Source organism: Cupriavidus basilensis OR16 (assembly GCF_000243095.1).
Taxonomy (GTDB): Bacteria; Pseudomonadota; Gammaproteobacteria; order Burkholderiales; family Burkholderiaceae; genus Cupriavidus; species Cupriavidus basilensis_D.
On record NZ_AHJE01000007.1, the window covers coordinates 33,744 to 46,010 of the forward strand.

Below are 12,267 nucleotides of genomic sequence, written 5' to 3' on the forward strand. Positions count from 1 at the left end.
ACCGGCCACCCTCATGCCGGCTGCGCGCGGCGCCCCCGGCGAAACACGGCGGTATCGGCGTAATAGGCCGGATCGCGATTGCCTTCGCACCAGCCGGGTATGCCCAGCACCGGCAATGGCGCAAAGCGGGCGCTGTGCAGCTCGGCCGCCTCGAGCGAGGCGCACACCGCATCGTCAAGCGAGCCGGGCAACGCGGCGCCGGCCGCCGGCGGGACCGCCAGTGGCCAAGCATGCGCGGTCAGGGCCTTGTAGGGCCGCACCAGCTTTTCCAGCAGGGCGTGGCCAAAAGGCACCACGCCGCAGCCGGCTGTGCCGTCGCCGCTGCCGGCGTGCTCGCTACCGTCCCAGGCATCCCGCCGCGCCAGGAACAGATGCTCCCAGCCAAATCCTCGCAGCACCGACTCCAGACCGCTGTCGGCACTCAGGAACAAGATGGCGTTCTCGTCGAACAGGGTCGCGGCATCGCGCAGGCTGCCACGGCGGCCCTGCACGCCTGCCGCCGCGATGGCGCGGGCCTGCAGCCGGTTCAGCACACGCTTGGAACGAGGGAAATGCAGCCAGATCAGCGCATTGAAGAAATCATGCAGGTTGTCGCGCGTTGGCACGGCGCCGGTGGCATGGATATGCGCCTCATAGGCCGTGCCCGCGGGCAGTTCGGCTTGCGCAACGAAGCGAAGCGGCACGCCGCGGGCGTTGCGCAGCCTGCGTTGCGCGGCCATTTCGCTGAGCACGGCGCGCAGGTCTGCGCCGCCGCGCAGCGCGCCGGCCAGCGCGGTGCCGATGGTGGCAAACGGCCGGAACCACGGCTGCGCCCAGTCGATCTGCGCCACCGCGCCGGCCAGCGCCAGCCGGACATGGCTTTCTGCTTGCACTGCCGCTTCCACTTCGCCAGCGCGGCTTAGCGGGCCTTCCAGTGCAGCGTCTCGCCGCCGCGCAACGGCACCAGCGTGGTGTCGCCATAGGGCAGTTCCGCAGGCAGCTCCCACGCTTCGCGGACCAGGGTCAGCGTGCCGCTATTGCGCGGCACGCTGTAGAACGCCGGGCCATTGAAGCTGGCAAAGGCTTCCAGCTTGTCGAGCGCGCCGGCGGCTTCGCGCCGGCGGCTTCGAAGGCCTCGGCGTAGAGCTCCATGGCGTGCAGCCCGGTGTAGCAGCCGGCGCAGCCGCAGGCGTGTTCCTTCAGCCCGCGCGCGTGCGGCGCGCTGTCGGTGCCAAGGAAGAAGCGCTCGCTGCCCGACACGGCCGCGGCCACCAGGGCTTCGCGGTGGGTCTCGCGCTTGAGCACCGGCAGGCAGTAATAGTGGGGCCGGATGCCGCCGGTGAAGATGGCATTGCGGTTGTAGAGCAGGTGATGCGCGGTGATGGTGGCGGCGACCGGGCCTTCGGCGTCGCGCACGTACTCGGCCGCATCCTTGGTGGTGATGTGCTCGAACACCACCTTGAGCGCCGGGAAATCGCGGCGCAGCGGCGTCATGACCTTGTCGATGAAGACCGCTTCGCGGTCGAAGATATCGATCGCCGGATCGGTCACTTCGCCGTGCACCAGCAGCGGCAGGCCCACGCGCTGCATGGCTTCCAGCGCGGCCGCGCAGTGACGCAGGTCGGTCACGCCGGCATCGCTATTGGTGGTGGCGCCTGCCGGATACAGCTTGACCCCGTGCACGAAGCCGCTGGCCTTGGCCGCGAGGATTTCCTCGGCGGTGGTCTTGTCGGTCAGGTACAGCGTCATCAGCGGCTCGAATGCCATGCCGGCCGGCAGCGCGGCCAGGATGCGGTCGCGGTAGGCTGCGGCCTGCGCCACCGTGGTCACGGGCGGCTTCAGGTTGGGCATGATGATGGCGCGGGCGAACTGGCGGGCGGTATCGGGCAGGACGGCGGCCAAGGCCGTGCCGTCACGCAGGTGCAGGTGCCAGTCGTCGGGGCGGGTGATGGTGAGAGTCTGGGTCATGGCTTTCGGGGGGCCGGCCGGCGGTCGCGGCTGGCGCTTTCTTTGGATTACAGAATCAGGATGGCGCGGTAGTCGTTCACATTGGTGCGCGTGGGGCCTGTCACCACGAGATCGCCGGCGGCCTCGAAGAAGCCCCAGGCGTCGTGTGCGTCGAGCCGGGCGCGCGCCGGTGCGCCCGCGGCCTGCGCCCGCGCGAGCGTGGACGGGTCCAGCAACGCGCCGGCATTGTCCTCGGAGCCGTCGATGCCGTCGGTGTCCGCCGCGATGGCGTAGATATTATCAGCGCCATCCAGCTCCAGCGCGAGCGACAGCAGGAACTCCGAGCAACGCCCGCCACGGGGCTTTCCGGCCGCCCCGCCACCGCCCTGCGGCAGCGTGACGGTGCATTCACCACCGGAAATCAGCACCACAGGCGCCGCGAATGGCGCATTGTACGCGCGTATCTCGCGCACCAGCGCCGCGTAGACCCGGGCAACTTCCTGCGCCTCGCCGGTCACCGTGTCGCCCAGCACCACCGGCTGGATGCCGCGCGCGCGGAAATGCTCCGCCGCCGCCACCAGGCTGCCGTGGGCAGTAGCGATCACGCGATTCTCCACCCGCGAGAACAGCGGATCGCCAGGCTTGGGCGTTTCCGCCACTTCGCCGCGCGCACCGCGCTCCAGGTAGGCCTGCACCGCCGGAGGGACCACCGCACCGTAACGGCGCAGGATGGCCTGCGCATCGGCATAGGTGCTGGGATCGGGCACGGTGGGACCGGAGGCGATGGCGCACCCGCCGCCGGACACCAGCACGATCAGCCGGTCGTCCGGCCCGAGCTCGCTGGCCCGCGCCAGGATCTCGGCGGCAGCGCGCTCGCCGGCCTCGTCCGGCACCGGGTGGCCGGCCTCGATCACGCGGACGTGTGCGGTCGGCAGGCCGTGGGCGTAACGCGTCACCACCAGGCCGTCGAGTTGCGCCGCACTGTTGTGGCCGGCATAAGCCCGCTCCACGGCTAGCGCCATCGAGGCAGCGGCCTTGCCGGCCCCGACCACCAGGGTGCGCCCGCCAGCCTGCGGCGGCGGCAGGTGATCCGCCACGATGCGCAGCGGATCGGCTGCCGGCCACCGCGGCGTGGAAGCTATCCAGCAGCAGCGCGCGTGCCTCGGCCGCGGTGGCCGGCAAAGCTTGGGCGGCCGTGCTCACAGCGCGTCCGCGATGGCCCGGCCCAGGTCCGCCGTGCCGGCCTTGCCGCCGATATCGCGGGTCAGCGGAGCATGCTCCGGCCCGGCCGACAACACCTTCTCGATGGCACCCAGCACGGCCGCGCCGGCTTCCGGCTGGCCCAGGTGCTCCAGCATCATGGCGCCACACCAGATCTGGCCGATCGGGTTGGCCACGCCGCGCCCGGCGATGTCCGGCGCGGAGCCATGCACCGGCTCGAACAGGCTGGGGAAGGTGCGGTCCGGGTTGATATTGCCCGAGGGCGCGATGCCGATGGTGCCGGTGCAGGCCGGGCCCAGGTCGGACAGGATATCGCCGAACAGGTTGCTGGCGACCACCACGTCGAACCAGTCCGGATGCTGGACGAAGTGCGCGGTCAGGATGTCGATGTGATACTTGTCGACCTTCACGCCAGGGTAGTTGGAGGCCATGGCCTCTACCCGCTCGTCCCAGTAGGGCATGGTGATGGAGATGCCGTTGGACTTGGTGGCCGAGGTCAGATGCTTGGCCGGGCGCTTCTGCGCCAGCTCGAAGGCGAACTTGAGAATGCGGTCCACGCCCGTGCGCGTCATCACCGTTTCCTGGATCACCACCTCGCGATCGGTGCCGGGGAACATGCGTCCGCCAATGCTGGAGTACTCGCCCTCGGTGTTCTCGCGCACCACGTAGAAATCGATGTCGCCCGGCTTGCGCGCGTTGCCGTCGCGGTCCACCAGCGGGCTGCGGATGCCGGGCATCAGCCGCACCGGGCGCAGGTTGACGTATTGGTCGAACGAGCGGCGGAACTGCAGCAAGGAGCCCCACAGCGAGACATGGTCGGGCACGGCATCCGGCCAGCCCACCGCGCCAAAGTAGATGGCGTCGTACTTGACCAGGGTGTCGAACCAGTCGTCCGGCAGCATCTTGCCGTGGCGGGCATAGTAGTCGCAGCTGGAGAAGTCAAAGTGGTCGAACTGCAGGTCGATGCCGAACCGGCGCGCGGCGGCGTCCATCACGCGCAGGCCCTCCGGCATCACTTCGGTGCCGATGCCATCGCCGGGAATGACTGCGATCCTGTATTTGCTCATGTCTCGAAAGCCCGCTGAATTGTATTGAAATCGGGGAAAAACGCGCTGCGCTTGGCAGATAACCCGGGCAGGCCGGATAATGGAACATTCTATTGCAATCCGGCAGCTTGCTGCCGGTCCGGTGCCCGCCATGTGCCAGCTGCTCGGCATGAACTGCGCCACGCCGACCGACGTGACGTTCTCCTTTACCGGCTTCGCTGCCCGCGGCGGCGTGACGGATCACCATGCCGACGGCTTCGGTGTGGCGTTCTTCGAGGACAAGGCGTGCCGCCTGTTCATCGACAACCAGTCCGCCGGCACCTCGCCCGTGGCCGAACTGATCAAGCGCTACCCGATCAAGTCCAAAAACGTCATCTCGCATATCCGCAAGGCGACCCAGGGCACGGTGCTGCTGGAAAACTGCCATCCCTTCATGCGCGAGCTGTGGGGCCGGCACTGGATCTTCGCCCACAACGGCGACCTGAAGAACTTCTCGCCCTTCCTGTCCGGGGTCTACCAGCCGGTGGGCGACACCGATAGCGAACTCGCCTTCTGCACGCTGATGCAGGGGCTGCGCAAGCGCTTTCCCGGCTCGCAGCCGCCGCTCAATGAGCTGTGCCACGCGCTGGCGGACATCACGCGCGAGATCACGCTGCACGGCGTCTTCAACTACCTGCTGTCGAATGGCCAGGCGCTGTTCTCCCACTGCTCCACGCGCCTGTACTACATCGTGCGCCAGTGGCCGTTCTCCACCGCCCACCTGATCGATGCCGATCTTTCGATCGACTTCGCCCAGGTCACCACGCCCGACGACCGCGTGGCGGTGATCGCCACCGCCCCGCTGACCGACAACGAAACCTGGACCGCCTTTGCCCCGGGCGAGCTGATGATGTTCGAGGAAGGCCGCTCGGTGATGACGCTGACGGTGCCGAGCCACGCGCTGCTGCTGGCCGCCCGACAGCTGGCCCGGGAACTTGGCCGCCTGGGCTTTCAGGCCCACCCGATCCAGGTACTTCAGGCCCTTGGCCATCGCCTCGTCCTTGGAACGGCCGAGCACCTTCATCTGGGCGATGGTCAGGTTCTCGGTGATCGACAGGTGGGGGAACAGCTCGAAGTTCTGGAACACCATGCCCACGCGCGAACGCAGCTTGGGCAGGTTGGTCTTGGGCGAGCCCACCGAGGTGCCGTCCACCGTGATGTCGCCCTTCTGGAAGGGCTCCAGCGCGTTGACGGTCTTGATCAGCGTCGACTTGCCCGAACCCGACGGGCCGCACACCACCACGACTTCGCCCTTGGCGACCTTGGTGGTGCAATCGGTCAGCACCTGGAAGGCGCCATACCACTTGGAGACGTTGTTGATTTCAATCATACGGCCACCTTTTTCTGGTAACGCTTGACCAGCAGCGATGCGGAGAAACAGATAATGAAATACACCAGCCCGGCGAACAGCAGCATCTCCACGATGCGGCCGTCACGCTCGCCGATGCCGTAGGCCTGGCCAAAGAAGTCCGCCAGCGCGCTCACGTAGACCAGCGACGTATCCTGGAACAGGATGATGCCTTGCGTGAGCAGCAGCGGCACCATGTTGCGGAAGGCCTGCGGCAGGATCACCAGCCGCATCGACTGCCCGTAGGTCATGCCCATGGCCTGCGCGGCAAACATCTGCCCGCGCGACACGCTCTGGATACCCGCGCGGATGATCTCGGAATAGTACGCCGCCTCGAACAAGGCAAAGGCGATCAGCGCCGAGGTCATGCGCAGGTCCGACGCCTGCGACAGGTTGAACGCCTTTTGCAGCAGCTGCGGGATGATCAGGAAGAACCACAGCAGCACCATCACCAGCGGGATCGACCGGAAGATGGTGACGTAGCCCTGCGCGAACCAGTTCAGCGCCTTGACGGAGGACAGCCGCATCATCGCCAGGATAGTGCCCCAGACGATGCCGACCACCACCGCGGTGACGGTGATCTTGAGCGAGACCAGCATGCCCTCGCCCAGCACTTCCAGCGTGGTCGCGTTGATCGAGCTGAAATCGAATGAATATGCCATGACGTGTCCCCTTACTTGCCGCCGATGAAGCCGGGCACGCGGGTGCGTCCCTCAACCCAGCGCATGAGCAGCATGACCACGATATTGATCAACGCGTACATGATGGTCACCGCGATGAAGGACTCATACGGGCGCGCCGTGTAGTCCACCAGTTGGCGCCCCTGCGCCGCCAGCTCCAGCAGGCCGATGGTCGACGCCACCGCGGAGTTCTTGAAGATGTTCAGGAACTCGGAGGTCAGCGGCGGCACGATGACGCGGAACGACATCGGCAGCAGCACGTAGCGGTAAGTCTGTGCGAGCGTGAAGCCCATCGCCAGGCCGGCGTTCCTCTGGCCGGGCGGCAGCGAGTTGATCCCCGAGCGCACCTGCTCGCAGACCCGGGCCGCGGTAAAGGTGCCCAGGCACAGCATGGCTGCCAGGAACTGCTGGGCGAACGGGTTCATCTGCTTGAACGACTCGCCACCGGGCAACAGCTCGGGCATGACGAAATACCAGATGAACAACTGCACCAGCAGCGGAATATTACGGAAGATCTCGACGTAAGTTGCGGCCAGGCCGGACAGCCACTTGTTGGGCACCGTGCGCAGCACGCCGAGCACGGAGCCGATAACGAGGGCGATGATCCACGACGAGAGCCCGAGTGCAAGGGTGACCTTCAGGCCGGAAATCATCCAGTCCAGGTAGGTCTCGTTCTGGGCCGCTTGTTCGAGGAATACACCCCAATGCCAGCTGTAGTTCATGATGTGTCCTCAAAAAGAAACGGAAGGACATGCCTTCCGTTTCACACAACCGGAATCCCAGTATCAGTCGAGTGCCTTGTCGTTCGGCGTCTTGAACAGTGCCTTCATGTCTTCCGACAGCGGGAAGTCCAGGTTCAGGCCCTTGGGCGGAACCGGCTGCTGGAACCACTTGGTGTACAGCGTGTTGATCGAGCCGTCCTTCATCATGCCGGTGATGACATGGTCGGACAGCTTCTTGAACGGTACATCATCCTTGCGGATCATGCAGCCGTACGACTCACGCGATTGCGGCTTGCCAACCACGACCCAGTCGGCCGGGTTCTTGGCCTTGGCGCGTTCGCCGTACAACAGTGCGTCGTCCATCATGAAGGCGACCGCGCGGCCCGATTCCAGCGTCAGGAACGACTGGCCGTGGTCCTTGGTGCTGATGATGTTCATGCCCAGCTTCTGGTCATCGTTCATCTTGCGCAGCAGGCGTTCCGAGGTGGTGCCGGCGGTGGTCACCACGTTCTTGCCCTTGAGGTCGGCCCAGTCCTTGATGCCGCCATCCTTCTTCACCATGATGCGGGTGCCGATGATGAAGATGCTGGTGGTAAACGATGCCTGCTTCTGGCGCTCGAGGTTATTGGTGGTAGAACCGCACTCGATGTCGATGGTGCCGTTCTGCAGCAGGGTGATACGGTTCTGCGAGGTGATCGGAATTTCCTTGACCTGCAGGTTGGGCAGCTTCAGCTGGTCCTTGATGGCTTCCACGATCTTGACGTTGATGTCGTAGGAATAGCCGACCTGGCGCACACCGCCCAGGTTGTAGTTGAACGGAATCGACGACTCACGAACGCCAAGCGTAATCACACCGGTGTCTTTGATCTTCTGCAGCGTGCCCGTCAGTTGCTCGGCAGCTTGCGCGGTACCGCACAGCACGCCAGCCGCAATCATCAGGGAAGCCAACTTGGCAACATTCATAACATCTCCTTGACCATGAAGAGAAAAGCGGGACTCTAACAAAAATCCACCCGCCGACGAAATAGTATTGCGCAGGCAGGCACTCAAGACAACGGGTTTTTCCCCTAACAACGCCATTTCAGGCACGGTTTGCGGGGCAAACCGAGCTATGCCTCCAATCCCGCATGACCCTTGTTCCAACCCCTCGGGCCGGCCTTGCGGCCATGCCTGGCCAACAGGGGATGCCCCTCTGGCGCAGGGGAAAAGCGAGCGCATACGACAACGCGGCTGCCGGGAAGCCCGACAGCCGCGTCACCAATCCTGGATGCGCTTGTTGCGTCGCAGCATCACTATCGAGCGACGCCGCGGTGCCAAGCCGTGTCAGGTATCAGGGATAGAGACCGCGCATTTCGCGCGCCTGCAGAATCCGCGTGCATGCCACGATGAAGGCGGCCGTGCGCAAGGTAACCTTATTGTCCTGAGCGACCTGCCAGATCGCCCGGAATGCCTCTTGCATGATTCGTACCAGGCGCTGGTTGATTTCCTCTTCGGTCCAGAAGAAGCTCGAAAAGTCCTGTACCCACTCGAAATAGGAAACCGTCACGCCGCCAGCGTTGGCGATAACGTCGGGCGCCACCAGGATATTGCGCTCGCGCAGGATGTCGTCGGCCTCGGGCGTGGTCGGCCCGTTCGCACCTTCGATGACCATGCGTGCCTTGATGTGGGGCGCGTTCTGGGCGGTGATCTGGCCTTCCAGCGCGGCCGGGATCAGGATTTCGCAATCCACGTGCCAGAATTGCTCGGCGGAAATGGTCTCGCCCTGGAAGCCCTCGATGGTGCCGCTGTGCGAGGCATATTCCATCATGGCGGGCACATCCAGGCCAGCCGGGTTGTACAGCGCGGTGCGATGGTCCTGCACCGCCACCACCTTGGCGCCAGCCTCGTGGAACAGCTTGGCGGCCACGGCACCGACGTTGCCAAAGCCCTGCACGGCCACCCGTGCGCCCCTGATCTCAAGGCCCAGGTTGCGCGCCGCTTCGGAACCGACCACGAACACGCCGCGGCCGGTGGCCTCGCGGCGGCCCAGCGATCCGCCCAGCGAGATCGGCTTGCCGGTCACCACGCCGGTGGCGGTGCTGCCGGAATTCATCGAGTAGGTGTCCATCATCCATGCCATCACCTGTTCATTGGTGTTGACGTCGGGCGCCGGGATGTCCTTGTTGGGTCCGATGATGAAGTTGATTTCGCTGGTGTAGCGGCGCGTCACGCGCTCCAGCTCCGAGCGCGAGAGCGTGCGCGGATCGACGCGGATACCGCCCTTGGCGCCGCCGTACGGCACGTTGACCGCGGCATTCTTGACCGACATCCAGGCCGACAGGGCCATCACTTCCGACAAGGTCACGTCCTGGTGAAAGCGCACGCCGCCCTTGCCCGGGCCGCGCGACATATTGTGCTGCACACGATAGCCTTCGAAGTGGGCAATGGTGCCGTTGTCCATCTCGATCGGCACGTCGACCACCAGCGCGCGCTTGGGGCGCTTGAGGGTCTCGACCCAGCGGGCCAGCGAGCCCAGGTACGGCGTGACACGATCGACCTGCTGCAGGTAGATGCCCCAGGGCCCGAGCGCGTCGGCGTTCAGGTAGGAAGGCAGGGTGTGGTTCTTGACGGCAGGATTGGACGGCGCTGCGGAAGACATCGTTTGGTTCCGGTGTGAAGGGTGCCGCCAGCTTAGGGGAGGCAGCCCTGCCGAAGCCAATGCCGTTTGATTATCCCGTTATGCATGGTTTGCATAACCTTTGGCGAACGCCCGGTGCCGCCCCTCCCGGCTATGTGTCCGCGCTGCCGGCGCGCCAGCCGCGCGCCTTCAGGATTTCGGCAGTGCGGGCAAGGTCTGCGCTGCCAGCGACGACCACACGCGATCCACCAGCTGGCGTTTGTTGCGAACCTGCGCGCTGCGCCGCTCGCTGACGTGTTCGCCCGGCTTCTCCCGGTAAAGCCGGATTTCCATGTCGATCGACAGCGGCATGCCGCGTGCGCTCTCCGCACGCACCAGCCGGTGCTGGGCCAGTTCCTCGCGCACCGCGCTCTCCGGCAGGAAGGCCATGCCGTGCCCGGACAGCGCCATCACCTTGAGCGCCTCGGCCATATCGGTCTCATAGCATTTATCGAGCTTGAGCGCGTCGGTGGTCTCGGACAGCAGCATGTCGACCATGCGGCCAAGGAAGGCATTGGGCGTATAGCTAAGGAAGGGCACCGGCTTCTTGTCCGTGCCCGGCAGGCGGTACAGGGGCTTGCCGGCGGCGTCCGGCACGCTGTAGGGCGACAGCCGCTCGGTGCCCAGCACCATCATGTCGTAGTGCGCGGGATCGAGCTGGATCGCCTGGCGCGCATGGTGGTAGACCATCACCAGGTCGCAGCCGCCATCGACCAGCGCCAATACGGCGTCATGCACGTTGAGCGCGCGCAGCCGGCACGGCAGCGTGCCGATCTCGCGCTCCACCGCCTTGAGCCATTCGGGGAAGAACGTCAGCGACAGCGTGTGGGGCACGGCGAATTCCAGCACCTGCGCATTGGCGGAACGCTGCCCCCGCATCAGCGCACGGGTCTCGCTGACCTGCGCCAGCATGGCCAGCGCCTGCTCATAGAACACCTTGCCCGCCGGCGTCAGGCTGGTGGGATAGCTGGAGCGGTCGATCAGCTCCGTGCCCACCCAGGATTCCAGCGACTGGATCCGGCGCGAGAACGCAGGCTGCGTCACGTGACGCTGCTCGGCCGAGCGCGAGAAGCTATGTGTCTCGGCCAGGCTGACGAAGTCTTCAAGCCACTTGATTTCCATGAGGCGGCATTATCCACCGGCTCACCGCGGCTCCGCCACCACCTGGAATAATATTCCTTCTTATTGATATTTATTGGAATCAGATTACACTTACAGTCAAACTTGCACGACAAAACGCACGTGGCTGCTAAGGGCAGGACGCTATGATGGTCGCAAACCAACAAGGAGCCCGTCATGGCCACCCAGCAAGCCGCCGTTACCGATATTGCCAGTCACGCGCGTAGCGCCAGCGTCCTTGGCACCCTCGAGGCGGCCGGCGGCCAGCCGGACCTGGATCTTTTCGGCCCGCTGTCCCACGGCATGTCCTCCGCCTTTGCCGCCGGCGCGCGCATGGTGGCGCAAGGCATCGAAGCCAGCCTGCCGGATGCCGCGACGCTGCTGGCGCTGTTGCCGGAATCGCTGCGCGAAGGCTCCGCGCAAGGCTATGTGCGCCACCTCGTCCACGCGGATCCGCTGGCGCGCTTCTCGGCCATGCTGATCGTGTGGCGTCCGGGGCAGCACAGCCCGGTGCACGGCCACCAGACCTGGTGCGCCTACCGGGTGCTGCGCGGCACGCTGCACGAGCGCCACTACCGCTGGGACGCGCAGGAACGGCTGGCGCACCCGTGTGGCGAGGTCACGCGCACGGTGGGCAATACCTTCAGCGTGCCGGCCGGGCTGCGCCATATCCATGCGCTCGGCAACGACAGCGACGAAATTGCCGTGTCGCTGCATATCTATGGGGTGGACCAGGAACACATCTGCAGCGGTGTGAACCTGCTGGTGGACGCGGCCTGAGTCCCGCTCTCCAGGAAGACGCCACCGTGCCGGTGGCCGAACTGGGCGAGCGGGTGGGCCTCACCTCCACGCCGTGCTGGCGGCGCGTGCAGAAGCTCGAGGAAAGCGGCGTGATACGCAAGCGGGTGGCGCTGCTGGACCCCGCGCTGCTGAATGTCGGGGTAACGGTGTTCGTCTCGGTACGCACCAGCCAGCATAACGTCAAGTGGCTCAAGACCTTCCACGACCTGGTCGCATCGATTCCCGAGGTGACCGAGTTCTACCGGATGGCGGGGGATACCGATTACTTGCTGCGCGTGGTGGTGCCGGATATCGCGGCCTATGACCGCGTCTACAAGAAGCTGATTCAGGGGGCCGAACTGGCCGATGTTAGTTCTAGTTTTGCTATGGAGCAGATCAAGTACACGACGGCTTTGCCTTTGGATTATGCGTGATTGATTGATGGTGGGATTCGTTTTGGCGGCGATGGCGTCTTGTACCCAAGAGCGTATGACATCCCCCGTGCTGGGGTGGTCGCTTGTTTCTGCCACGGTGCCCACCACGAAACCGGGGACGTTAGAGCAAGGTGCCGCTCGCGCCGGTACGGCAGGGCCTCAAATGGCCGGGCGCCCGCCGCCAGAGACAAAACCACGAAACCACCGATGCGGGCAGGATCGTGGCGCTCGGCACCGCGAACGGCAGATGGCCGAACGCTCACCGAGCAAAGCGATCAGGGGCACCACCACGTGAC

General features: G+C 65.4%; 9 protein-coding genes and 4 pseudogenes. 3 read left to right on the forward strand and 10 right to left on the reverse strand.

Translation table 11 applies throughout. The features are described 5' to 3' along the window. Positions 1–11: 11 nt before the first annotated feature. From OR16_RS02660 to OR16_RS02675, 4 genes and pseudogenes are all read right to left on the reverse strand, one after another. On the reverse strand, positions 12–872 hold the full coding sequence (locus OR16_RS02660) for a DUF3025 domain-containing protein (RefSeq protein ID WP_006156417.1): 861 nt from the start codon (positions 870–872) through the stop codon (positions 12–14). Between the two features lie 26 nt (positions 873–898). Beyond that, positions 899–1,947: pseudogene (pyrC, locus tag OR16_RS02665) on the reverse strand (dihydroorotase). Between the two features lie 47 nt (positions 1,948–1,994). Further along, positions 1,995–3,108, reverse strand: a pseudogene (locus tag OR16_RS02670) (glycerate kinase type-2 family protein). A gap of 17 nt (positions 3,109–3,125) precedes the next feature. After that, positions 3,126–4,214 (reverse strand): tartrate dehydrogenase, encoded by a 1,089-nt coding sequence (locus OR16_RS02675; RefSeq protein ID WP_006156419.1) that lies wholly within the window; start codon positions 4,212–4,214, stop codon positions 3,126–3,128. A gap of 130 nt (positions 4,215–4,344) precedes the next feature. Between OR16_RS02675 and OR16_RS02680 the strand changes: the two are divergent. Further along, positions 4,345–5,124: pseudogene (locus tag OR16_RS02680) on the forward strand (class II glutamine amidotransferase); the annotation flags it as partial. Here OR16_RS02680 and OR16_RS40735 read toward each other — a convergent pair. The 6 genes and pseudogenes from OR16_RS40735 to OR16_RS02705 form a co-directional block, all read right to left on the reverse strand. After that, positions 5,125–5,562: pseudogene (locus OR16_RS40735) on the reverse strand (amino acid ABC transporter ATP-binding protein); the annotation flags it as partial. It lies immediately after the preceding pseudogene. Next, entirely contained in the window at positions 5,559–6,242 is a 684-nt protein-coding gene (gene gltK / locus OR16_RS02685) for a glutamate/aspartate ABC transporter permease GltK (protein WP_006156421.1), read from the reverse strand. The pseudogene OR16_RS40735 and the gene gltK, both read right to left, overlap by 4 nt. Positions 6,243–6,253: 11 nt before the next feature. Further along, on the reverse strand, positions 6,254–6,982 hold the full coding sequence (locus OR16_RS02690) for an amino acid ABC transporter permease (RefSeq protein ID WP_006156422.1): 729 nt from the start codon (positions 6,980–6,982) through the stop codon (positions 6,254–6,256). A gap of 63 nt (positions 6,983–7,045) precedes the next feature. Beyond that, positions 7,046–7,945, reverse strand: coding sequence for a glutamate/aspartate ABC transporter substrate-binding protein (locus tag OR16_RS02695; RefSeq protein WP_006156423.1), 900 nt, complete (start codon positions 7,943–7,945; stop codon positions 7,046–7,048). Positions 7,946–8,312: 367 nt separating this feature from the next. Next, the gene (locus OR16_RS02700; RefSeq protein ID WP_006156424.1) at positions 8,313–9,620 is read right to left on the reverse strand and encodes a Glu/Leu/Phe/Val family dehydrogenase; all 1,308 of its coding nucleotides are present in this window, start codon (positions 9,618–9,620) and stop codon (positions 8,313–8,315) included. Positions 9,621–9,788: 168 nt separating this feature from the next. Continuing rightward, positions 9,789–10,760, reverse strand: coding sequence for a LysR family transcriptional regulator (locus tag OR16_RS02705; RefSeq protein ID WP_006156425.1), 972 nt, complete (start codon positions 10,758–10,760; stop codon positions 9,789–9,791). Positions 10,761–10,934: 174 nt separating this feature from the next. On the opposite strand from OR16_RS02705, the gene OR16_RS02710 reads away from it, so the two are divergent. Both OR16_RS02710 and OR16_RS02715 read left to right on the forward strand, forming a co-directional pair. Beyond that, on the forward strand, positions 10,935–11,537 hold the full coding sequence (locus OR16_RS02710) for a cysteine dioxygenase family protein (RefSeq protein WP_006156426.1): 603 nt from the start codon (positions 10,935–10,937) through the stop codon (positions 11,535–11,537). Further along, positions 11,534–11,971 carry an Lrp/AsnC family transcriptional regulator gene (locus OR16_RS02715; protein ID WP_043418185.1) on the forward strand — a complete coding sequence of 146 codons (438 nt, stop codon included), beginning with the start codon at positions 11,534–11,536 and terminating at the stop codon, positions 11,969–11,971. The genes OR16_RS02710 and OR16_RS02715 overlap by 4 nt, the downstream gene beginning before the upstream one ends. The last annotated feature ends 296 nt before the right edge of the window (positions 11,972–12,267 follow it).